This is a genomic window from Pseudoalteromonas sp. NZS71_1 (assembly GCF_015864305.1).
In the GTDB taxonomy this organism is placed as follows: Bacteria; Pseudomonadota; Gammaproteobacteria; order Enterobacterales; family Alteromonadaceae; genus Pseudoalteromonas; species Pseudoalteromonas arctica.
Genome location: NZ_JADYXM010000008.1, coordinates 98,836 through 122,676 on the forward strand (window position 1 = coordinate 98,836; position 23,841 = coordinate 122,676).

General features: G+C 38.5%; 17 protein-coding genes, 1 other RNA gene and 1 pseudogene. 8 read left to right on the forward strand and 11 right to left on the reverse strand.

Annotated features, from left to right (window positions below; genetic code table 11):
• Window positions 1-166 precede the first annotated feature (166 nt).
• Window positions 167-256, reverse strand: a pseudogene (locus I6F43_RS20325) (transposase); the annotation flags it as partial.
• 207 nt (window positions 257-463) lie between these two features.
• Here I6F43_RS20325 and I6F43_RS12955 point away from each other — a divergent pair.
• Window positions 464-1,015, forward strand: coding sequence for an NUDIX hydrolase (locus tag I6F43_RS12955; protein WP_197102682.1), 552 nt, complete (start codon window positions 464-466; stop codon window positions 1,013-1,015).
• On the opposite strand, the gene I6F43_RS12960 is transcribed toward I6F43_RS12955, so the two are convergent.
• Window positions 991-2,283, reverse strand: a complete 1,293-nt coding sequence (locus I6F43_RS12960; protein WP_197102684.1) for a hypothetical protein — start codon at window positions 2,281-2,283, stop codon at window positions 991-993. The two genes, I6F43_RS12955 and I6F43_RS12960, sit on opposite strands and share 25 nt — an antisense overlap.
• A 444-nt stretch (window positions 2,284-2,727) precedes the next feature.
• Here I6F43_RS12960 and I6F43_RS12965 point away from each other — a divergent pair, with 444 nt between their 5' ends.
• The 5 genes from I6F43_RS12965 to I6F43_RS12985 all read left to right on the forward strand — a co-directional run bounded on the left by I6F43_RS12965 (window position 2,728) and on the right by I6F43_RS12985 (window position 7,804).
• Window positions 2,728-4,152, forward strand: a complete 1,425-nt coding sequence (locus tag I6F43_RS12965; protein ID WP_197102686.1) for a sugar porter family MFS transporter — start codon at window positions 2,728-2,730, stop codon at window positions 4,150-4,152.
• Between the two features lie 379 nt (window positions 4,153-4,531).
• The gene (locus tag I6F43_RS12970; protein ID WP_197102687.1) at window positions 4,532-5,791 is read left to right on the forward strand and encodes an OmpP1/FadL family transporter; all 1,260 of its coding nucleotides are present in this window, start codon (window positions 4,532-4,534) and stop codon (window positions 5,789-5,791) included.
• 2 nt (window positions 5,792-5,793) lie between these two features.
• Window positions 5,794-6,207 (forward strand): YeeE/YedE family protein, encoded by a 414-nt coding sequence (locus I6F43_RS12975; RefSeq protein WP_082007390.1) that lies wholly within the window; start codon window positions 5,794-5,796, stop codon window positions 6,205-6,207.
• Between the two features lie 3 nt (window positions 6,208-6,210).
• Window positions 6,211-6,612, forward strand: coding sequence for a DUF6691 family protein (locus I6F43_RS12980; protein WP_002958285.1), 402 nt, complete (start codon window positions 6,211-6,213; stop codon window positions 6,610-6,612).
• Between the two features lie 97 nt (window positions 6,613-6,709).
• Window positions 6,710-7,804, forward strand: coding sequence for a mechanosensitive ion channel family protein (locus tag I6F43_RS12985; protein ID WP_197102689.1), 1,095 nt, complete (start codon window positions 6,710-6,712; stop codon window positions 7,802-7,804).
• A 34-nt stretch (window positions 7,805-7,838) separates the two neighbouring features.
• On the opposite strand, the gene I6F43_RS12990 is transcribed toward I6F43_RS12985, so the two are convergent.
• From I6F43_RS12990 to I6F43_RS13005, 4 genes are all read right to left on the reverse strand, one after another.
• Window positions 7,839-9,974 carry a TonB-dependent siderophore receptor gene (locus I6F43_RS12990; RefSeq protein WP_197102691.1) on the reverse strand — a complete coding sequence of 712 codons (2,136 nt, stop codon included), beginning with the start codon at window positions 9,972-9,974 and terminating at the stop codon, window positions 7,839-7,841.
• A 219-nt stretch (window positions 9,975-10,193) separates the two neighbouring features.
• Window positions 10,194-10,505 carry an EthD family reductase gene (locus I6F43_RS12995; RefSeq protein WP_007584064.1) on the reverse strand — a complete coding sequence of 104 codons (312 nt, stop codon included), beginning with the start codon at window positions 10,503-10,505 and terminating at the stop codon, window positions 10,194-10,196.
• Window positions 10,506-10,716: 211 nt separating this feature from the next.
• Window positions 10,717-10,896, reverse strand: coding sequence for a hypothetical protein (locus tag I6F43_RS13000; protein ID WP_231609242.1), 180 nt, complete (start codon window positions 10,894-10,896; stop codon window positions 10,717-10,719).
• Between the two features lie 237 nt (window positions 10,897-11,133).
• Complete coding sequence (locus tag I6F43_RS13005) at window positions 11,134-12,660, reverse strand: acetyl-CoA hydrolase/transferase family protein (RefSeq protein WP_197102693.1); 1,527 nt, start codon at window positions 12,658-12,660, stop codon at window positions 11,134-11,136.
• Between the two features lie 552 nt (window positions 12,661-13,212).
• Here I6F43_RS13005 and I6F43_RS13010 point away from each other — a divergent pair.
• The gene (locus I6F43_RS13010; RefSeq protein WP_231614084.1) at window positions 13,213-13,437 is read left to right on the forward strand and encodes a hypothetical protein; all 225 of its coding nucleotides are present in this window, start codon (window positions 13,213-13,215) and stop codon (window positions 13,435-13,437) included.
• A gap of 537 nt (window positions 13,438-13,974) precedes the next feature.
• Here the strand turns inward: I6F43_RS13010 and I6F43_RS13015 are convergent.
• From I6F43_RS13015 to I6F43_RS13030, 4 genes are all read right to left on the reverse strand, one after another.
• Window positions 13,975-18,024 carry an RHS repeat domain-containing protein gene (locus I6F43_RS13015; RefSeq protein ID WP_197102695.1) on the reverse strand — a complete coding sequence of 1,350 codons (4,050 nt, stop codon included), beginning with the start codon at window positions 18,022-18,024 and terminating at the stop codon, window positions 13,975-13,977.
• A 16-nt stretch (window positions 18,025-18,040) separates the two neighbouring features.
• Window positions 18,041-18,589, reverse strand: coding sequence for an RHS repeat domain-containing protein (locus tag I6F43_RS13020; protein ID WP_197102697.1), 549 nt, complete (start codon window positions 18,587-18,589; stop codon window positions 18,041-18,043).
• A 715-nt stretch (window positions 18,590-19,304) separates the two neighbouring features.
• An RNA gene (gene ffs, locus I6F43_RS13025) (signal recognition particle sRNA small type) lies at window positions 19,305-19,401 on the reverse strand.
• A 139-nt stretch (window positions 19,402-19,540) separates the two neighbouring features.
• Window positions 19,541-20,416, reverse strand: a complete 876-nt coding sequence (locus I6F43_RS13030; protein ID WP_197102699.1) for a DUF3014 domain-containing protein — start codon at window positions 20,414-20,416, stop codon at window positions 19,541-19,543.
• 239 nt (window positions 20,417-20,655) lie between these two features.
• Here I6F43_RS13030 and I6F43_RS13035 point away from each other — a divergent pair, with 239 nt between their 5' ends.
• Window positions 20,656-21,801 (forward strand): patatin-like phospholipase family protein, encoded by a 1,146-nt coding sequence (locus tag I6F43_RS13035; RefSeq protein WP_007584072.1) that lies wholly within the window; start codon window positions 20,656-20,658, stop codon window positions 21,799-21,801.
• 28 nt (window positions 21,802-21,829) lie between these two features.
• Here I6F43_RS13035 and I6F43_RS13040 read toward each other — a convergent pair whose 3' ends face one another.
• Window positions 21,830-23,803 (reverse strand): monovalent cation:proton antiporter-2 (CPA2) family protein, encoded by a 1,974-nt coding sequence (locus I6F43_RS13040; protein WP_197102701.1) that lies wholly within the window; start codon window positions 23,801-23,803, stop codon window positions 21,830-21,832.
• Window positions 23,804-23,841 lie beyond the last annotated feature (38 nt).

A 23,841-nucleotide genomic window follows, 5' to 3' on the forward strand; every position in this document is an offset into this window, starting at 1 on the left:
GTTTTTATTGGTAAACAAACCATAGCTGAGTTTCTATTTTGGTTTAATCTATTACTGTACTTTTATGTAGCATATAAAGAAGTGCTTGATATTGCTTTAATTGGCATTTTGGAAGGATTACAGGTATTTGAGTGGCTTTATTTTAGGCTAAAAGGGCCTACTCTTTTTAATGCATCGTATTTTGCAGCTTTTCTATATTATGAACAAGACAATACAGCTGCCATTGCGTATGCAATTTGGTTTTACCTCGTAAAGTCTATTTTTTACCTCCTTTATTTTATAGGTGTAGATCAGCTTTTTGCATGTTTCATTATTTATGATGATGCACTTTTCACGTTTTTTTCGTATTAATTAGGATGGGTGTCATCCTAATTAGTTTTCGGGCGCAGCGAATAATTTTCCGTGAGAAACAACTTGTGATATGCCATCATACAATCACTTACTCACTAAAGGAATAAGCTTAATGAAAAAGGGTAATCACAAAAAAGGCGAGATAGAAATAGCGCAAGAAATAATAGAGTTCAAGAATGAATACGCAACTCTATACAATGATGATGTTATTTTTCCTTCTGGCAATCATGGCAAGTATCTTCGATTTGTTTGGAACGCTCCATATGGTGTAATGATATTCGCTAAAGATTTAGCAGGGAGATTGCTACTGGTTAAGAATTTTAGGCATGAAAATAGATGTTGGTCTTGGGAAATACCAAAAGGGTTTGGTGAAAAAGAGCTAACTCCTTTAGAGTGCAGTAAAAAGGAGCTTTTCGAAGAAACAGGTTGTATAGGGAGTAACTGGACACTTTATAAAAAGATCACAGAGAAGCAATCAAATACTTATCTATTCAACGTAGAAGTTGATGCTCGAACATCAATCAGGAACCAAGAGAACAAAGAAGCTATCTCTGATGTTCGCTTCTTTGCAGCTCATGAATTGCAGGAACTATTATTGAGTAAAGAAATTATTGATCCTATGACTATGTTTTTTATTGCTCAGAATTTATCTAATGATGTGTAAATAGTTTCATTTACATCACCCTTAGAAAAGTGTTGTGCTTTGATTTTATCATTATCAGCGGAATTCTCTATCGCCGCTTGTAACTTATATTTCTCTCGGGTGATTTTTTGTTCTGTCATTGTCGATTGGCGATCGATAACCTCACTAACAAAAAAGTTAGCTATAGAAAGCGCCCCACCGGAAACTGCATCAGTGAGCGCAAGACCAAGCGCAAAGACTCCGCTTTCTTGCGATATTTTTCTCATTGGTTCTAAAAATCTTTTAGCTTTAAACTGCTTAGATGTCTTTAAACCCAGATGGCGCCTTATTATGTATTGATCAATAAGGTTTTGATATGCAATTAATGCATCTAATGTATTTTCTAGTGAGTTTTCACTCGATACACCATAATTAATTTTTTTCTGATATTCTTTAAACTCAAAGCTATCCCTAAGGTATAAAATATCTTCAGGCATTAACTTCGATAGTGCTTGCTCATAACTACTTAAATTTAAATTTGTCGCTATTTCTATGGATGATTTTTTCTCAATTGTTTGTGGCTTTTTCGGATATGCTAACTCGAAACTGCTTTGGTGAAGAGGAGAGTATATTGGGTTTGTATTAAGTACTTTAGAAATACCTGTCACATACGGTGCATCAGAAAGTCTAATTATGTCGCTCTTATGTTTAGCCCATATTTCATGCTTGCCAACTTTGCGTAAATCAGATTCAAAGTTTTTATGTAAAAAAACTCTACCAAGTCCTTGATCACGTTCAGACTCGTTTAATAATCGCTCTATGAGTAATTTTTGAATATCACTCCCAAATACTTGATTGGCATTTTCACCTTTAAATATTTCAAATATATTTTCTGTATAATTTTCTCTTAACGATGAGTAAGTGTAGGGAATAATTTCACAATTCTCATTCACGAAGTCTAAATCTATATCTGAAAGAAACTGCTGCATCTCCATATTACGTTTATTTTCTGTTTGGAAAGCATCTCTAACTTGTGTAAGTCTGTCACAGTTGTGTGTGCCTAGAGGATCTCTAACAGCAATTGATAAGAGATCGTTCGACATAAGCTGCTTAAACTCTGTGCTTTCATTAATTAAAGTTCGAAAGTTAACACAATTAACCGCTTGAGCGTCCGAAATCATTAATTTTTCATTAAACAACAAGCCATGTTTAAAGTGAGCTTCAAAAGAGTTTTTATAAGACAAATCTTTTGAAATGGGCAGCTCTGTATCTGCTAGCATCCAATACGCGCGGTTTAATCTTTTTTTCATACTCCGTCCTTAGCTTCGAGAGTCCAGGCTTATAACAATTTAGGTGACGACATTTGTTGCTTTATAAGCCGACAAATGTCCCTATATTCAATGCATTTACCTTAACCACCAAATAATCACTTGTAAACAATTACCTAACTTCCAATCAGTTTATGTTATTGCAAAAAAACACTCAAATGGTAGAGAACAGTAATATTGGTCAAACAGCTACTTCCCATACAAAGCACATTGTTTATTTAAATTCAGCATGTGTTATTTAAAAAGGCACTACTTAATTTCAAAGTATTGAGTCTAACGCCTTTAAGCTAATACCCTTAAATTAAAGCCTTTAAAAACAACTTAATTTATACTCGCCAAACCCTTTGTATCTGCACAAATGTATTCAACCATAACGCTTTACGATATTATGATCCTTTGAATTTAAATTAACTTTCAGGGCATATAATGACAACGCACACACCGCCTTCCCACTCAGCCAACACAGCTGAAAGCACTTCTCTTTTTTACGTAATTTTTATCTCTGCCGTGGCTGCTATTGGTGGCTTTTTATTTGGTTTTGACTCGGGCGTTATTAACGGCACGGTGTCGGCACTCGGTAATGCATTTAATTCAAGCAGTGTAGCTACGGGCTTTAATGTAGCGTCTGTGTTACTTGGCTGCGCCCTAGGTGCGCTTGCTGCGGGGCCGCTGGCTGATAAGTTTGGTCGGCGTGCAATTATGATCATCACTGCGATTATTTTTGCTATTAGTGCATTTGGCTCAGGCATTAGCGAAAGCTCTGCGGAGTTTATTTTTTACCGTTTATTTGGTGGTTTAGGTATTGGTGCTGCATCAGTATTAGCGCCAGCTTACATTGCTGAAGTTGCGCCACCAGCACTACGTGGTCGTTTAGCTACATTGCAACAACTCGCTATTGTATTGGGTTTATTTGCTGCTTTTTTAAGTAACTACTTAATTGCTGATGCAGCAGGCAGTGCGCAAAATATTTTAATGCTTGATATAGCCGCTTGGCGCTGGATGTTTTGGGCAGAGCTTGTGCCTGCTGTACTATTTTTAGTCGGTGTGTTGTTTATTCCCGAGTCGCCTCGTTATTTAGTGGCGCAAGGTAAAGTGGATGATGCAAAAGCGGTATTTAGTAAAATATCGAACGACAATGTTGATGCGCAAATAAGCGATGTAAAACGCTCATTGCATAGCGATACAAAGCCAAGTATTCACGATTTATTTATTGATAACAGTAAAAAGGTACACCCAATTGTTTGGGTGGGTGTGGCGCTGAGTGTGTTTCAGCAATTTGTGGGTATTAACGTGGTGTTTTATTACGGCTCTGAGCTTTGGCAAGCCGCTGGGTTTGATGAGTCGCAATCGCTATTTATAAATGTGCTCGCAGGTACTACTAATATTGTATCGACCTTTATTGCCATTGCCCTAGTTGACAAAATTGGCCGTAAACCACTGCTATTAGTAGGCAGTATTGGTATGTTTATTAGCTTAAGCGCGCTTACTTATATATTTGGCAGTGCAGGCCTTGATGAAGCAGGCAAACTTGCACTTAGCGATAACATGGGTACGTTTGCGCTTATTATGGCTAACTTATTTGTGGTATTTTTTGGCTTAAGTTGGGGCCCAATTGTATGGGTATTATTAGGCGAAATGTTTAATAACCGTATTCGTGGTGCTGCCCTTGCCGTTGCTGCCAGTGCGCAGTGGATTGCTAACTTTGCAATTACCATGACCTTCCCTATTATGCTGGCTAACATTGGACTTGCAGGCGCTTATGGCTTTTATGCGTTATCGGCACTTATAAGCATATTTTTTGTCGTTAAATATATTAAAGAAACACGCGGTAAAACGCTCGAATCTATGTGATTTTTAAAAGCGGTGATATTAATCGCCGCTTTACTTTTACATACAATGGCGTTATTTAAGAGTGATTGTTTAGATGAGCTAAACGTTAAATAATAAATCTACTTTATGCAGCTATTAATGCGTAAACGATCCTTTTAGCACTAAGCTTTTACTATCAAAATGTATAGCGACCGATTGCATGCTTAAATATCATTATAGTTCAATACGTTAGTGAAACTTTTAACTTAAGCTAAGGTTGAGTGGCAATCTACGCTCATTTATTTTAACTTTATAACCATTGCCGTATTACCTTTTATTATAACTAATCTATTTAAATTCCTTTTTAGAATATCAAAAATTAGCTATTGTCCGCCCATTCCAACTTTATGTATTTACTAAAATGAAAAAACAGTTAATTTCAGGCTTAGCTTTAACGTGTGCGTTAGGTTCGTTCAGTGCATTTGCTACTAATGGTTATTTTACTCACGGCTATGGCATGACCCACAAAGGCATGGCTGGCGCAGGTGTAGCGCTGTCAGAAGAGTTAATGTCTGGCGCTAATAATCCAGCAACCTTTTTACCTAACGGAACAGAGCTATCACTGGGCTTAGAGCTTTTTTCACCTGAACGAAAATATACTGCATCAAAAGTAGATACTTTTTACCCTGGCGCATTTTATCTTGAAGCAAAAACACAAAAAAGCGACAACACCGTATTTGCAATTCCAGAGTTTGCTATTGGCCATCAATTAAATGAAAAAGTAAATATTGGTTTATTAGTGTATGGCAACGGCGGTATGAATACCGAGTACGGCGCAGAATCCTCTCCTGAGGGGACTTTTTACGCTGGTACAACGGGCGTTGATTTAAAACAACTCTTTATTAGCCCAACAGTAAGCTATAGGTTGAATGAACAAACACGCCTTGGTGTTTCCCCTATTTACGTGGTGCAACAGTTTGAAGCGCAAGGGCTTGGAAACTTTGCTCCTTTTTCGCAATCACCAGAAGCGCTTACAAATAATGGTACCGATACAAGCACAGGCGTAGGCATTCAACTGGGTATTAGCCAAGATATAAATTCGTCATTAAGCTGGGGGGCTAGTTACCGCTCATCAGTGTCTATGCAAGAGTTTGATAGCTATAAAGGTTTGTTTGCAGAGCAAGGCGGATTTGATCTGCCAAGTTCGTTTCAACTTGGGGCTGCTTATAAGCTTACCCCTAGTAATCAGGTTGTATTTGATTGGCAAAAAATAAATTACAGCGAAGTAAAAAGTATTGCAAATCCAGTTAATAACTTGATGTCAGCGCCTTTAGGGGCTGATGCAGGAGCTGGGTTTGGCTGGAACGATATGACTATTTATAAGCTTGGTTATCAATGGCAGCGTACATCGCAACAAAAGATTCGTTTTGGGGTGTCTTACACCGAGCAGCCTATTCCTTCTTCTCAAGTTATATTAAATATTTTAGCGCCGGGTGTTCAAGAGTGGCATTTTACTACTGGCTTTAGCCATTCTTTTACCAACAAGGTACAATTAAACGCTATGGCTTTTTATTCGCCAGCAAAAAAAGTAACGGGTGCTAACTACTTAGCACCTAATCAACAATTATCAATCGAAATGAAACAAACCGGTTTAGGCGTTTCTATTGTTTGGGAAATTTAAAAATGATAACAGAATTCACCCCAGTATCGGCTGCAATAGGCGGGGCGTTAATAGGTATTGCGTGTACGTTATTACTGGTTTTATACGGAAAAATTGCGGGCATATCAGGCATTGTTAAGTCTGTATTCGCTAAAGCAAATTCAGACTCTCGTTGGCAGTTATACTTTATTTTAGGGCTATTGTTGGCAGGAGTCGCTGTAAGGGTATTTGCGCCATCTTTATTAGAAGGCGAATTGCAATTACCGTCTTGGCTTATTGTTGTTGCAGGGCTTTTAGTTGGCGCTGGTACAACGTTAGCTAATGGGTGCACAAGTGGCCATGGTGTGTGCGGCATGTCGCGCTTTTCTACTCGCTCTTGGGTTGCAACATGCACATTTATGCTTGTCGCCTTCATTACAGCAAACCTTGTAGGATAAATAATGAAAGCAATTATGATGGTTGTTATAGGCTTTATATTTGGCTTAGGACTTATTATTAGCGGGATGACAAACCCTGCTAAAGTGATTAACTTTCTTACGTATGGAAACCAATGGGACGCAAGCTTAATTATAGTGATGGCTGTTGCCATGCTAATAATGATGCTTACATGGTTATGGGTTGCAAAAAAAGAGAAGCCACTTCTTTCAGGAACGTTTAATTTAAGTGATTTAAAAAAAATTGATGCGCGCTTAATTATCGGCTCGGTACTTTTTGGTTTAGGCTGGGGTTTAAGTGGTATATGCCCAGGCCCGGGCTTGGTTCAATTAGTATCTCTTAAAATGGAGTTTTTATTGTTTTTTGCAGCCGTGCTAGGCGGTATGTGGTTAGCCAAAAAAGTATAATATTTGCTGCCGACTAAACTCGGCAGCTACTTTTACCCAAACAAAGGTACATAACTTGCTGCAATATATATAAAACTATATTGAACAGGTTTAAGTTATGCTAAATAAAGCGCTGGAATTTTCTAACAGCACACCTTGGTTAAGCGCAGCGTCCTCCCTTTTACTTATAGCTATACTACTGTTTTTAATTCGTTTTTTTGTAATGTACTGGCTAAAAAAATGGACTTCAAAAACCAAATTTATATTCGATACTTTACTAATAGAGTCAATATCTAAGCCGCTAACACTGTGCACAATTATTGTGCTGCTCACCATTTTAGAGCACGACACCTTCATTATTAGTACTTCTATTTCTCAGCAGATCCCTTTTAATAGCATTAATATTGTATTAGCGCTGCTTGCACTTATTATGTTTTTAGACCGCTTTATTATTGGCACTATTAATTACTATGGTAAACAATCAGCCGTGGTTTTTAATTCAAAAAGCATAATTAAAGGCGTGATACGCGTTACATTATCGTCAGTGGGTTTGCTGGTATTAATGGGCACGTTAGGTATTTCTATTACACCCATTATTGCCTCGTTAGGCATTACATCACTGGCTGTTGCCCTTGCTTTACAACCTACCCTCGAAAACTTTTTTTCTGGCGTGCAGCTAGTGATAGATAAACCCATAAGAGTGGGCGATTTTATTGAGCTTGAATCAAAAGAACAAGGCTTTGTAGATCATATAGGCTGGCGCTCTACATGGGTTAAAATGCTACCTAATAATATGATTATTATACCTAATAGCCAATTATCTAAATCGCGTATTATTAATTACTTTTATCCTGAAAGAGAGCTAAGCGTCCCTGTAGATATAAGCGTGCATTACGATTCGGATTTAGAATTTGTTGAGCAAGTAACACTTGAAGTGGCTCGTGAAATACTTATTTCACACGAATGGGGCGTTGATGATTACAATACCTTTGTGGTTTTTCATACCTTTGACAGATCAAGTATTAACTTTACGGTTATGCTGCGCGCAAAAGAATACTTTAATCGCTTTTGGGTTAAATCTGCTTTTATAAAAGCCTTGCATAAACGCTATAAAAAAGAAGGTATTGTAATCCCCTTCCCTATTACGGCTATTAACACGACTCAAGAATCCGCTAAATTTAATAGTGATAAAAAGGTGCAAGGCGATACTTAAAACAAAGCGCGAGAGACTCTCGCGCTAATAAGTATTAAAACTTGTAGGTTATTTGCCCAACAATTTCACGCGGGCTACCCGGAAAGTGACCGTTACGCTGGCTAAATCCGCTTACAGCATATTCCTTATCGAACAGGTTGTTAATATTTACACTTAGTAATACGTCATCAAAGCGACTCGTCCAGCTCATATCAAATACGGTAAACGGTTTTACTTTTTGACCATCGGAGCTTACTTGCTCACTCACATAATTAGCGCCAAACGCAATAGAGGAATTAATCGAATCGAGCCCAAAGCGTGACCATAAACCCGCCTGATGGCGCGGCGCATTAGCAAAGCGCGAGCCATCACCAAATGTATCTGAAAGCGTATCACCCGTTACGCCGTCCACTACTTGCGTATCGTTGTATGCGTAGTTAGCCGTTATTGTCCAGTGCTCGGATAAATCGCCTACTAAGGTTGTTTCAAATCCACGGCTTTCTACTTCACCTATATTTAAAAGTGCAGCAATGCCATCTCCCGCGCCAGTATCGTCTGGGTTGCTCATTACCACGTTTTCTTTATTAATTTGATAAACAGCAAATGTACTCATTATTTTGCCATCAAACCATCTGTTTTTCATGCCCAACTCGGTTTGCTTACCTGTTTCCGGGTCTAAGTTGCCCTCGCCTACCACATCTTCCTGATCGCCCGACGAGGTTGGGTTAAAGCTTTCAGAGTAGTTTATGTAAACAGAGGTGTTTTCTATTGGCTGGTACGTTACTGCAACGCGAGGCGTTACACCGTTGTCAGAATAGCTAAAGCCTGTTTCCTTATTTAATTCTTTAAAATAATCGTAGCGTAAGCCTGCAATTACGGTCCATTGTTCGCCAATACTTATAACATCTTGAGCGTATACACCAAAGCGATCGGTATCTACACCATCACGATCTAAATCGGTTAAGTTATAGGTGCTAGGGTCTGTTTCACCGTAATTAAGTGTATAAATATTTAAGTTTGCTACACCATCAGCCTCATATCGGGCACGCAAGTAATCGTACTGCGTTTCTACCACATGGTAATCGCCACCAAATAAAAATTGATGCTCTAAATTACCTTGCTCAACGTTATATACAAAATCAGTTGTTAAGCTTATTTCTTCGTTTGCTCGAAACTGTTTGCGGTATTCTCGTCTTATGGTTTCATCATCTATATTAGCAACGCCATCACCATTTACGTCAACCCAATTTTGCGACTCGTGATACGCTTGGTCGCGCTCATTATCAAGGTATCGCACAGTAGTGCTAACAGAGAAATCATCAGAAAAACTATGATTTAACTCAGCTTGAAGCACCAAAGCTTCCATATCTTGATAGTCAAATGATTCGTTCGCGTTATACGAAGGATCTACCAGAAAGTTGCCGTTATCATCTACCGGTACTCCACGTAAGCGATTGCCACCTAAGTCTTGTTTTATGTAATCAACACTTGTTGTAAGCGTTGTTGAATCACTTAAATCAAATAACAATCCACCTGTTAGCTCGGTGTTTTTTGAGTCTGCATTGTTACGAAAGCTGTCTTGCTCTTCATAAAAACCACCCAACCTATAAGCCATTGTATCGCTTAAACCACCGGTCATATCGAGTGATGCGCCACGCGTATTGTAGTTACCCAAGGTGAGCTTTAATTCGCGCTTTTCTAAGTAGCTTGGTTTTTTGGTTACGTAATTAATCATCCCACCAGGTTCGCCACCGCCATACAAAGCAGAGGCTGGCCCTTTTAATACTTCAACACGTTCTACATTAAATAACTGCGGTACACCAAAGCCCGAATATGGGTCGCCACGCACACCATCGTAAAATACATTTGCGTCATCTCTAAAACCACGAAAAGTAACGCCTGAGTAGCTATATTCGCTCACTCCCGCAATAGATCGGTACAAATCGGTAATGTCACGCGCTGCTTGGTCAATTATAAGTTGCTCTGTTAAAACCTGCGCAGATTGCGGAAGCTTAATAAGATCTAAATTAGTTTTAGTCCCAATTTTACTTTCGGTCTCTAAGTAAAATTGCTGGGCACGGCCAGTTACTTCAATAGTTTCAATGTCGTCGTTTTGTTGTGAAAAAGCTATATTAGAAAAAACAGATAAAGACGCAGCAATACTTAATGCCAAATAATTAGGGTTAAACATGATAATTCCTGGGAGAAGTGTAGATAGCCAACAACCTAAATGATAACTTTTATCATTTTCATAATCAACACAAGGGCGGGTTTAATACATCTAAATATTAGAACTAATTTTACTTAAAACAGAGCGCTAGCCCTTTTATTGCAGTTAAAATAAAACCCCTACTGTATTAAATACAGTAGGGGTTATTAAGTAATTCTTAAATTAGTTTTAGCGTGTAATTTACCCAGCAATATTGCTAATTTGAATTACTGGAGACACGTTAGTAAAGTTAACTAAATCAGCGGCTATTGCCTCTTGATGAGGTGCAAAGGCTTGCTGAAAAGATTCTACCGATTCAAACACTAAATGCCCCATAGCAATATAAGTTGGCGCTTCGCCCGGTGCGCCACCTGCTAAACCTGCATCTGCACTACTTGATATAAGCGCTTTACCAACTAACTCTGCAACTAGGGGTAAATGTGTTTTACAGTAGTAGTCCATATCGAAAGTAGCACTTTCATTATTTGGGTATAATACGCTTACTTTAATCATTACATTCTCTCTTTTATTTACTAAAAAATTTAAAGCTGTGCTAATAAACAGCTTTACAAACTAGTGTTCAAAGCGTCTTTTGAAATAGTATGAATCATACTTAAGTAAAAAACACATAAGTGAGCAGTCGCTCAATTATGTAGTATTCATGCTCATAGCGCCAGTAATTTGATTGCAGTGCTTATTTTAATTAAGGTGATACTTCGCTAATTTACTTAAGTACAGGTCGTTTTTTAAAAGGTTTGGGCGGTAAAGACTCTACAAAGTTAACGCACGTATTTACCCAATATGCTAAATCAGAATCAGACTCAAAACCTTCAGGCAAAATATAAACCAAGCCCTTAACTGGTTTTACTGTAGGTCGCTCTTCTAATCCTCTATCAAACGCCATTTAGTACCTATATTTTTAATAAGCACATTACACACTTAATAACGGTAATAGCACTTAAACCTAAGTGAATAAAATAATAAAAGGTGGTTGGGAAAGGTATGCAAAGAGTAGGTATAAAATTATTTTGGACTTACAGTTTATATCAAACCGCACTAATCAAAGCTGATTGAGCTGACACTAGTGCGGTTCAAAAGTAAGTATAAAACTAACTAATTCAATTTTAATAAACCAAAATGCTTATGCAGACAGTTGCACTTGAGCATCGGTTACAGATACTTTTTTCATGCTGCCTTGTTGCTCTAAGCGAATATGCCAGCTAAACGCTTCTTCAAGTAAATGAGGGGTATGCCCGCCACGCTCACAAGCGCGATTGTAGTAATCTAACATATCGTCACGGTAATCTGGGTGCACACAATGCTTAATGACTTGTATCGCTCGCTCACGCGGCGCTAAACCGCGTAAATCAGCTAAGCCTTGCTCGGTTACTAAAATATCAACATCGTGTTCGTTATGATCAACATGACTGGCCATAGGCACTACGCTTGAAATAGCGCCATTTTTAGCAATCGATTTAGTCACAAATATTGCTAAATGAGCATTACGAGCAAAATCACCAGAGCCACCAATACCATTCATCATCCGTGTGCCACAAACATGTGTTGAATTTACATTGCCATACATATCAAACTCAAGCGCAGTGTTTATTGCAATAATTCCTAAACGGCGCACTATTTCAGGATGGTTCGAAATTTCTTGAGGGCGTAATACTAGCTTGTCTTTGTATTGTTCTAAATTATTAAATACTTGCGCATTACAACGCTCAGACAAAACAATTGAGCTGCCCGATGCAAAACTAAGCTTACCTGCGTCAATTAGGTCAAACGTCGAATCTTGCAGTACTTCAGAGTACATTGTTAGGTCTTTAAAGTCAGAGTCGAGTAGTCCCATCATCACTGCATTAGCAATGTTACCAATGCCTGCTTGTAGCGGGCCTAAATTAGCTGGCAATTTATTTTGAGCCACTTCGTCTTTAAAAAAGTTAACTAAATGGCGCGCAATAGATGCGGTATCTTCATCAGGGTCGGTAACGGTAGAAAACGAGTCGCTTTGGTTAGTAAAAACAATACCAACAATTTTTGCAGGATCGATAGGAATTGCAGTACTACCAATTCTATCATCTACTTTAACTAACGGCATTGGTTGGCGAGTAGGACGATACGAAGGGATGTATATATCATGCAAACCTTCAAGATTCGGGTTATGCAGCATATTAATTTCAACGATTACTTCTTTGGCAAAAATAGCAAAACTCGCTGAATTACCAACCGATGTAGTCGGCACAATATGCCCTTCTTCGGTAATGGCAACGGCTTCAATAACAGCCACATCAGGCATGGTTAGTTGATGGTTACGTAAATGCTCAACTGTTTCAGATAAATGCTGATCAATAAACATTACTTCACCGTTATTAATCGCTTTACGTAAAGTGCTATCTACTTGAAAAGGCATACGACGCGCTAAAATGCCCGCTTCTGTTAATAGCTTGTCGAGATCATTACCTAATGACGCACCCGTCATTAAATTTATTTTGATTGGATTTTTTTTGACTTGCTCAATTAATGCTCTGGGTACTGCTTTAGCTTCTCCGGCGCGAGTGAAACCACTCATCCCTACAGTCATTCCATCTTTAATAAACAGACTAGCCTGCTCAGCAGACATAACTTTATTGTGTAGATTACTATTGCGAATACGTTCCAAGTTCATTTTGAGCCCCTTTCTAAATTTCACATTATTCTAATCCTAACTTCGTACTAAACAATCTAGACTTAAGTCGCATTTACGAAGTGGGGATAAGCAATATGCTAAAAAGAGAAACAACTTTACAACTTGTTAATATTAAGACGTGGTTGTTATTAATACTTTCAACAAAAATAAAACAATAACTTGTACTGTAATCCATAAATTAATTGCATTATTTTATGAGATGAAATGTTTTTGAAGAATTAAGCTTATTAATTTAAACACCCAATGTTGTTTGAAGTGTAAGTTGACATAAGAACATATACTTTTACTGAGCTACAGCGTCGTAAGTGAAGCGTAAGTTGACATAGAGTTGAATCATAAAATGGCATAAAGTGACTGGTTTTCTTAAATTAAAAGCTCCTGATACCAAAGCCAGTTTTTTAATGCTAAAAAATTCCGATTAATTTAGTAGAAATAGATATTTCTCATTAAGACTTAAACACCGTTAAGTTTCAATTTTTGATGGTGAAGAAAATGATTGGATAAATTTTATGGGGTATCTGTGTCGATGACATGACGTACCGATTCGCACCAAACGATTACATTAGCACATCAAGAATAGTAGAAATATCACCTAACAATCAGTTAATCAAAACCGCTAGCGGTAGCCTTTATCAAGTTATTGGCGAAGGAAAAAAAGCCGAAGTGCAGATGAGAGATTTCCAACTCCTTCGCCACGGATTCAGTCCTGAGCAAATCACCCAATTGAATTTAGCACCAGACGACTATTTTCATTGAACCCCAAAAAACAAAACCAGCTTCCGCTGGCTTTGGGTTGAGAGCAAATAGATTGGTGGGTTGAACCCTAGCCCCGGCTAGCGAGGCTTTGGATTCAAATAAATCCGAATAAATTTAAGTTGGCCTCTAAGGTTTTAAAGTGCGCTTTACAACTAGCAACAAAATAAAAATCAACACTGGGTAGAAAAATAAATCTACAAAGACACCTATGGGATAAATATCAATATTGCTCGCTAGCCCACTTAAAGTCGCGTGTTTGTTAGTAATTAAATCGAATATTCTTGGTACCTCAGTTTCAAATGGCATGTACCCCAAAACAAATGAAAAACATATTAACAACCATATACCACTTAGTTTTAACGAATGGCAGAGGTAAACAAAATATGTAAATAATACAGAGAAACATATTACATAAACCCACCATATTGGGTTTTCATTAAAATAGTAAATCGTTTTGATACTGAATAGCATTAGAACAACAAAATAAACTAATACAGGAACTAAAACTTTTAAGCCTTTATTCAATTTATCCATTTTTTAATTCCTAGCCCCAGATATTATTTTTTTAGCATTCCTTGTCCAAAACCTTTTTGCCATGCCATCAGCCCCCGGAACTAATTGCTTTAATGAATTACCTTCACCGTAAGTTACTATTTTAAAGCCGCCTTTTCCATTAGGTACAATTTTACGCATTACAAAACCTGACCCTACAGTATGATTTGCTTCTGTAACATTCATTATCCCCTCACCTGTAGTGTAAGATGTCACATTATCGACACCTGAAAATCGTGCAAGAGGGCCTACGTCATTTAAAGCGCCAGATTCAGTTGCAGCATTGCTATCATTAGTAGGACTATTCACTAACTCACTTTTTAATGCTGAGCCATATCCATCTCCACCATTTCCTGCGTCATCTTCAAATGTATAGTCGTGATAATCATAGTCGCCACTGCCAAAATCTTCCCAACCTTCTGGTGTAGGGAAGGTAAAAGGTTCGAAGTCTGAATTTTCAGGTGTACAGGTAGTACTACCATCAGCAGATTCACATTTTTGTCCAGTAGGATCGATACTGTTTATTGGATCATTCCCAACATAAGCATACATGTTCATGCCATCGTCATAACCAATAGGGTCAGTTTGTAAGAAACGACCTAGCTTTGGATGATAAATCCGTGCTTTGTAGTAGTACAGCTCAGTGCCCGGAATTAAGATTTGCCCTGTATATCGAAAACGCGATGAGCTGGTATTAATCGGCTCTCCAAATGGGCCGTATTTATGCGTAGCGACAATTGAACCTGAGCCATTCGTTTCACTAATAATTGAACCGCGTTCATCTGCGTGTAAATAGCGCTTGTTACCTGTGCCACTACCTTCGTACCACACCAGCGGGTCATCTTCGCCAATACCATGAACATAGCGACGTAATAGACTACCGCTGCTGTTGTACTCAGCAACCAGTTCGTTTGCATCGTATAAGAAGGTCGTTTTAACTCTATTTAAAGTAGTATAATTTAAACGCCCCATTGCATCATAACCAAGCGCTAGGCTGCTACCAAGTTTAATTGCTGATTTTAGGCGGTTATGCGCATTGTAGGTATAACCCCAACCATCATAAGTTTTTAGGTTGCCGTTAGTGTCATAAGTTAGGCTTTTACCGCCAACACTTGTATATTGATTTAAATCATTGGTGTAATAATTTTGCTCACCGACTGTAGGGATTTGAATCTGATAATTGTTATTACTAACTGTTTTTGACCTAAGCTGGTTCGCATAGTTATAACCAAAACTAGTATTATTTATACCTGAATGATTAAACGCTGTAACACGTCCTTTTGTGTCGTAACCTACTGAACTTGATGTATCATTCCCTCTGAAAATACTAGTAAGCTGTCCTTTAGAGTTATAGGTATAATTTGCAAGTAAGTTACTGCCGTTTTCTTTTATTGATGTTAATGCCCCTGTCGCATCAAATGCGTAAGTCACATAAAAACCATCTGGGTGAGTTAACCGTGTTTTTCTATCACCAATATCGTATATGTAAGCTAATGTACGGTTGTTCGTAGTCGTTGTTTTTAATCGACTCAATTCATCATAGGTAAAACTTACCTCGCTTAAGCTGCGTATTACGCTTGTGTCTCGCCCTAGACCATCGTGATTAAAATACAGTGTTGATTCACCCGGAACAGTTGTTTGCGTTTTCTTATTAATAGCATCGTAATAGTGTGTAAGTATTTTACCGTCCCTTTTGCGCCACGTTTTTAAATTACTATTTGCATCATAGCTATTTTGCTCATAGGTATTATCTTCAAATGTAGTACGCTTTAAACGGTCAAAACCATCATACGTATAAGACGTGACATTTCCTTCACCATCTTTACGTGTGTAGATTTCACCATTTGCTGTATACGCAATCTCAATATCGTTACCAGCATCTGGTGTGTTATACCCAGAGGTGACTTTTGTCGAACGAGAGAGTCTGTCGTAATAGTTGCGGGTAATACGATCTGGGCCATCGACACCTTCTGACGCAAGTGAACATGCAGAGCTTGGTAGGCTATTGAATGTAGAGGCGTTCATGCGAGTAGCAGTACACATTAACCTATTTCGTGTGTCGTAAGTAAACTGTGTAACGGCTTCTTTTTTTGATGGCGAGCTAACTTCTTTTTTAGTCGCTAAATTTCTCGTGTTATAAGCGATTGTTTCGGTATTATAAACACTCAACGAAGTGCTTGTAGGTGATGTCAGCGTACCTGTTTCGATGATGCGAAATTGGTCATCTTCGTTACGATACGTGAAACGCTGTGCTACACGATACCCTCGCTGGTTTTTTGCACCAATTCCCCATGTTTTTCTACCTGCATTGTCATATCGATAATATATTGCATCATCAGTACCTGCCAGTGGTCCATCTTCAATCGCTACTCTCCCAGCATTATCATAGGTATACGTTGTAACTTGCTTTACTGCACCCACACCATTTGTTTTAGTTACTGTTCTTGCTAAATAAGTATTGCCCCAGTATGTATAGTTTGTAACTTGTCTATCAGTTGATGAGCAACTACTTTGAGTACAAACGTTAGTGCTTTTTAAGCGCGTAAAACCATTAATTTCTTGCCAAGTATTTGTTGTTAGGCGACGATTATTGTTTTTATCTGCTGGCTCAAGTTTAGTGAGCATGCCACCATGGCTTGCGAAGGTGTAATCTGTCGTATTGCCCTTAGCATCAGTAATTGAGGTGGGTTTAAAACACTCTACTTTTGTACAATTATAGATATCATAATTAGCTGTAGTAACTATATTGGCTATTCCTGAACCTGATTTTGCTATATTTGTTTTTTTTGTAACATTGCCATGGGCATCAAACTCATATAACTCTTTATTCCCCTCTGGGAAAGTTATTTCTTTAAGCCTACCACCTAAGTATTTATAGAGAGTGCTTTGTCCGTATGCGTTAGTATCTTTGGTAATAAATGAACGTTTATTTGACCCCCCTAGAACATCTAAATCAATAACTCGGCTGTAGCTATCAGGACCAGTAATAGTGACTTTTGTAAACTGTTTATTAGGATCTTTTCCAGTTCCCGATGCGGCTATATAGGTATAATTATATGCAACACCATTTTTAGTAACATTGGTTACAAAGTAATTGTGAGTTGCCGCTCCATGATTTTTATTGTTAGAAGTAACACTTATAGTATTACTTGAATCAGAAGGTAGTCTTAATGAAAAATTTCTACTTGTATCGCTTGAACCAAGCGCATTACTAAACCCTGAATAATTCCAAGTTCTTCCAAGTAAATCGGTAATCGTGTTGCTTGTATAAGTAAATTTCGCTAAAGCCTCACTCGGAGAGTTTGTTTTAACAATTGTAGCTGTTGAAACCTTACTCCATCCCGAAGCTCCAGTTGTTAGGTCATCCGATAGATAAGTAAGTTTTAGCTTGTAACCCAAATTACTTTCAACACTGATAGGTCTATGGAATGTAATAAAGGGGCTGATATTTGGATCAAAAACCTTGTCATAATCAAATGTTATTGTTTCACCATCAGGATAAAAAACTCTAGTTACGTACCAAGTACCTTCTTTGGCTTTATTATTATAGGGGTCATTCCAGCTGAAAAAAGATGAGTTGGAGTCATACTCAACTCTTATTCCTGTTCCACCTTGCCTGTATTCTAATCTTGAATTCTTTGTGTTTATATTCCCAAATAGGCTTGAACCGTAATTATCGGTAGATTCACAGTCATATGATTTACAGTTAAACTGCTCTGAAGTAACACCACCATATGTTAAAGAATAGATTTCAGTCCTTTCAGAACTACCGATATTATTCCAAGTAGTACTTTTGTAAAGTGTTCCCGTTATTTTTGAGTTAAATTTTTGAAGTGTTTCAAACGAAAGTCTTGGAGCTGCAGGAACGCTCAATGAAGGTAACGTTGGATAATACTTACCACTAAGTAAATTTACAGAATTTACATCTTGCTTAACTTTTAAAGGTTTAATTGGGGTGTAATCATCTTCAGCATGTGTATAAGTTGAATACGCGAGAAAGCAAATTGCTATTGCTTTTATTATACTCTTAGTCATTATTTCTTCCTTGATATTAATTAAATCCACCAGGACCTCCAGAGAATGAAATTTTCACTAACTTTCCAACTGCAGCCGAATCATTAGAGCCATGACACTTAACAACAATAGAAGTATTTTCATAAATACGTAACGAAACAGATCCCGAGGTAGCTTCTCGTGGATGAGAACTGCTATCACCAAACATTGATACTGCACAATAGCTTGTATTGGTTGAAACCCAAGATACTGTAAATGATGAACCTAACCTGACTGAACTTGGAATGGAATATGACGTTATAGCCGGCTCTAGTTGAGGTGGCGTTGGTGTTGGCGTTGGTGTTGGCGTTGGTGTTGGCGTTGGTGTTGGTGTTGGTGTTGATATAGCAGCATTTGCTGAAGATAAGCGATTACCGGCATCATCATATTCATACGTAATTAATTTGGAATTACTTTCTTTAACTTCAATTAATCTTCCTCTTGCGTCATATTGAAAATTAACTGTAGAAGCTAACAAATTATTTATAGGTAAAACTGAAACAGCAAAGAAAAGCGCAACAGTAAATCCTTTTTTTTGTTGGGACATAATTTTATCTTATAGTTAAAAAGTGCACAAAAGACTCAAACCCGCTCGTTCACTTTAAATTTACATGAGATACAATTGTACCGATATTAAATAACAATAAATATACGAAAAAAGCACTGTATCTAATTAACTAAACTAATTTTAAACATAAACCGTTAAAACATTGCGTTTTTAGAAGCGTAATCAAATGGAGTAAACGAAGGCAAGCCACCCCAGAGAATAAAGAAAAACACCCTAGCCATACAAAGCATGATTAAAAAAGTGGATTAAATTAAGGTTATTATCCGACTTTTCAACAAATCGAGCACGAAAGTCTTCGTCAGCAATTTTGCTTTGTGGTTTTACTTCTATAAATTTTTTGCGTGCCGTCTGTGTGGGTAAGTATAAAGTCAGTGTGTAACGGCAAGTACGGTTATCAAACTCATATTCGTAACCTAGTGGTTGTGCTTCAAATGCGGCTATTGATGGTGAAAATTCAAAATGGAAACATGCATGAAACTCTAAAGAGGATTCGACTAAATAAGTGATTTATTTTTTTACTAGCAAATTTATGAGGGTTTTTACACGGGAGTGTTTTATTTTATTGAGTGAGCCATTTAACAATTTGATTAATACTAAGCTATGTCACCTTATGCTTCTGTTTTATGCCATCTTTTAGTACAAATATGTCAACTTATACTTCAAACAACACCCAAATGAGGAATTTGGGTGGCAGTCTTACCAGCCACATCTCGGCACACACGTCACAAACTGTGGCTGCTCCCTTCCGGGCCTGACCAGGTTCGCCTGCTAGTGTTGCGAGAGGACCAATAAGACTACCATTGAGGGCCTTGGTTGGCGCGGGAAGGATTATCTCTACTTTTGCTCTGTTATTCAAGGGATAATCTAAAAAGAAAGTGCGATTGCATACTTCATATACAATCGCGGTGCATTTAGCTGTTTTAGTGCGTATTAATTGTTCTCTAACTGCGCTTTTATATTACGAAGTGCTGCTTTTACTTTTTTCATGTTTTCTGGACCCATACGTAAAAGCTGTTTTTGTGCAGCAGGTAATTGCTCCCACTCCGAAAATGCATACTGATACGTTACTGAATCGCGAAGTAGCGGCAAGTCACCTTCAGGCTCTGGCGTATCAAGTAATAAATCGATTGCATCGGTTAGCGTTTGATTAAACTCGTCATCGCCGTAACCAATTTCACTGTATGCATTATTAATAAGTGGCTTGTACTCTTCGTACATGCGAACGGCTTGCGCTGCACTCATACTGGTAAATATTTTCACATACGGTGTATAACGCTCGTAGCTGTTAGGGTTAATCGTTAGGATATCACCTTCATTCACGCTAAATTTTTCTTCTGGCTGTACAACAGGCATGTGTTTTTTAGCTATTTTTCCTTTTGCTAAGTTATCTACATATACCACACCACGACGAATAACATCGTCGGTCACCATTAAGCTCATTACTGAGTCGCTTAGGTACTCGTCCATTTTAGCAACAACAACTGCATCACTTTCGTTAAGCGTTGGTAGTGGCTCTACTTCTGGCACTGGCTCACTTGGACTTTGTGCTGGTACTTCAAGCTCTGCTGGCTTTTCTGGATTTACAGACGGCGCATCTACCACGGGGTCGTTCTCGGGTTTAAGCTCCATCATAGGTTGTTCTTTAACTGTGGGCTCTACCTCAGTGCGTGTTGCTTGCTCGTCACTGGGTGTTAGCAATACGAAGGCGGCCGCACATGCTACGACTATTAAAATAATAACGGCGAAAAGAATATTGTTATTAGGTGGACGTTTTTGAACATCTGATGCTTCTGGTTTATCTGACATACGAACTCCATAAAAATTAAAATGCGATATCACTTAGAGTACGCTAAGTGGATTAAATTCATTCTTACACAAATACTATTACATTTTATAATATGGCAATTATAGCAAAGTAAGTTACGTACTAAATTGGGTGATTAAACAATGTAATAAGTATTAGGGCAGTTATCCTTTGATTCTTCTAGCTTAAAGACTTACAGTTAATAAATAAAGTAAAGACGTAGAACAGTTTAACCACCAATATGAAAATCAAGCAAGTTGATCCACAAAAACCTAAAATTGCCTTATTACTCACAGGTGGTGGCGCACGTGCTGCTTATCAAGTGGGTGTCCTTAAAGCGCTAGCTCATAGTATGCCTCGCACTGCTCCATTGCCATTTAGAGTAATAAACGGCACCTCTGCTGGGGCTATTAACTCAGCTGCATTGGCATGTTACGCTTCTTGTGCGCATTTGGCTGTACGAAAACTTGAATCAGTTTGGAAAAACTTTTCAACCTCTATGGTCTATAAAAGTGATTTTTTAAGCGTGTTTGGTCATATTGCGCGTAATATTTTAACGAGCTTTCAGTCAGAGCATATTAACCATCCACCAGCGAGCTTGCTAAACAACCGCCCTCTGCGTGGTTTATTAAACGAAATTTTAGATTTACACCGCATTGAGCGCAATTTACATCGTAATTATTTAGATGCGCTGTCTATTACGGCCTCAAGTTATACAACGGGCGACTCTGTTGCATTTTTTCAATCTAATACGCAAACATCATGGCAGCGTGCTAAACGCGAAGGCCGTGCAACTCGTATTAATGTTGAGCACTTAATGGCATCGAGTGCCATCCCTATGGTGTTTCCAAGTGTAAATATTTATAACCATTACTTTGGGGATGGCTCTATACATCAACTTTCTCCGCTGAGTCCGTCGATTCATTTAGGCGCTGAAAAAATATTTATTATTGGGGTCGACCAACCCAAAGAATTACACCCACCGGGTTACTCGCCACATTATCCGGGTCTATCTGCTGTTGCAGGGCATTTACTCGACAGTGTATTTACCGACACTATGCAATCGGATTTGGAGCGTTTGGCTCGTGTTAACCGAACATTAGGGCTATTACCCGCTCGCGACAAACATCAAGAACTTAAACAAATAGATACCTTTGTCATTAACCCTTCGCAAAACTTTAATGCCATTGCAGCTCAGTATTACGACGATATGCCATGGGCCATTAAAGTATTGCTACGTACCATAGGTGTAAAAAAGCATTCGCAATCGAGTTTAACCAGTTACCTATTGTTTGAAAAACGCTACACCCAGCATTTAATGCAAATTGGCTATGAAGACGGTATGGCGCAGCTGCCTAAGATGCGTGAATTCTTAGAGTTAGATTAATCTTTCAGAGTTAGATTAATCTAAGTCACTATTCGATTCCGTCGAGCAGATAGTGCTCTACCCGCTCAACACGCCTTGGTTTACCTTGTAATACTAAAACGTCATTAGCCAATAATGTTGTTTGCGCTGATGGCGTATCTATTTCGGCTCCTTCTCTGCGCAGTGCTTTTACGAGCACTTGCCGCTTTTCTAAATTAAGATCTTCAATTGTTTTACCCACGGCATAAGCTTGCTGAGGTAGCGCTACAACATGTAAGTATTCTAATCGTTCACTTGAGGCATCTTCGCTATCTTTAAAATACCCTGAGTAAAAGCTTTGCATTAACGGATAACGATTACGACGTTCTTTACTTACTCTACGCACAATACGCGTCATCGGTACGCCCGACATAGACAACACATGCGACACGAGCATTAAGCTCGCCTCTAACGACTCTGGCACTACTTCGGTTACGCCTAGCCCTTTTAAATAATCTAACTGGCTATCGTCACGAGTACGAATAAGTATTTTAACGTTGGGCGCTATTTGTTTTATGGCATCAATAACAACTTGTGCGTGATCAAGCTCTGTAAAAGTAATAATAACCAAGCGAGCTCGCTCTACTCCTGCGCACTTTAAAATATCTTTTTGTTTAACATAGCCAAATATAACAGGCTCACCTGCCGCTTTGCCTTCTTGTACTAAAATTGGGTTACTTTCAATGGCAACGTAGTCTATTGCTTCGGGCTTTAAAAAACGCGCTATAGTTTGCCCAACACGCGAAAAACCACAAATAACAACATGGTCACTATAAAGTGTACTACTTTGTGGCTCACTCTCCAGCGCTAAACTAGGGCGATCGAGTATACCCAAACGCTTCAAAATAAATGGCGTTTTATCAATCAAAAATGGTGTAAATGCCATTGATAACACACCAAGGGCAATTAAAAATGAAGCTTGCTCTGAGTTTAGTAGCTGATGCTGGCCAGCAAGTGCGATAAGTACAAAACCAAACTCCCCCATTTGCCACAGCATAATGCCACAGGCGAGCGAGTCTTGGTTTCGCTCATGCATTAGCCGCGCACTAAGTGCTACTACTGTAATTTTTAATACGAGTAACCCAAGCAATGCGCCAATAATTATTACTATATGCGCCAGTACAAATAAAATATCCAACTGCATACCCACAGTTACAAAAAACAGCCCCATTAAAATATCACGAAATGGACGTATATCGGCCTCTAACTGATGCCTGTAATGGCTCTCACCTAACATCATTCCCGCTAAAAAAGCGCCCAATGCCATAGACAAGCCAAACATATACGTTAAAAAGCCCGCAAATAAGGCGACTAATATAGTGGTAAGCACAAACAACTCATCGGTTCGTACTTGCGCTATTTCTTTAAACACAATGGGCAATAACCATTTACCAATTGCCCAAAGAAGCACGCATACAAATGCGCCCTTACTTAGAGCAAACGCTAAAGCCCAACCAATACTTTGAGAGTCGCTTGATGCAAATAAAGGAAGTATTATTAATAGAGGAACAACAGCAATATCTTGAAAAAGCAGTACACCAACGGCCAATTGCCCACGGCGCTGATTAAGCTCACCCGTTTCTTTTAATAGCTTAACCACTACAGCCGTAGAAGAAAGCGCCATAATTGTACCAATGGTAAAACTGGTGAGTAGGGAAAAGTCTAAACAATATAAAATAATAATGAAGAGTAAGCTGGTTATACCTACTTGTAACGAGCCCAGCCCAAATACTAGGCTTCGCATTGCCATTAGCCGCGAGATAGAAAATTCTAACCCCAAACTAAATAACAAAAACACAATTCCAAGCTCTGCTACAAACTCTATTTCATGAGATTGCGCTAACCAACCAATACCATGACTACCGGCTAAAACCCCCGTTGCTAGGTACGCCAAAATAGGCGGCAAGCCAATGCGTTTAAAAAACCACACAAAAAGAACTGCTGCCACTAGCAAGCCAAAAATTTGAACGTTAATACTCTGCAAATTCGGCCTCACGCGTCAATTAAACCAAGGGACTTACT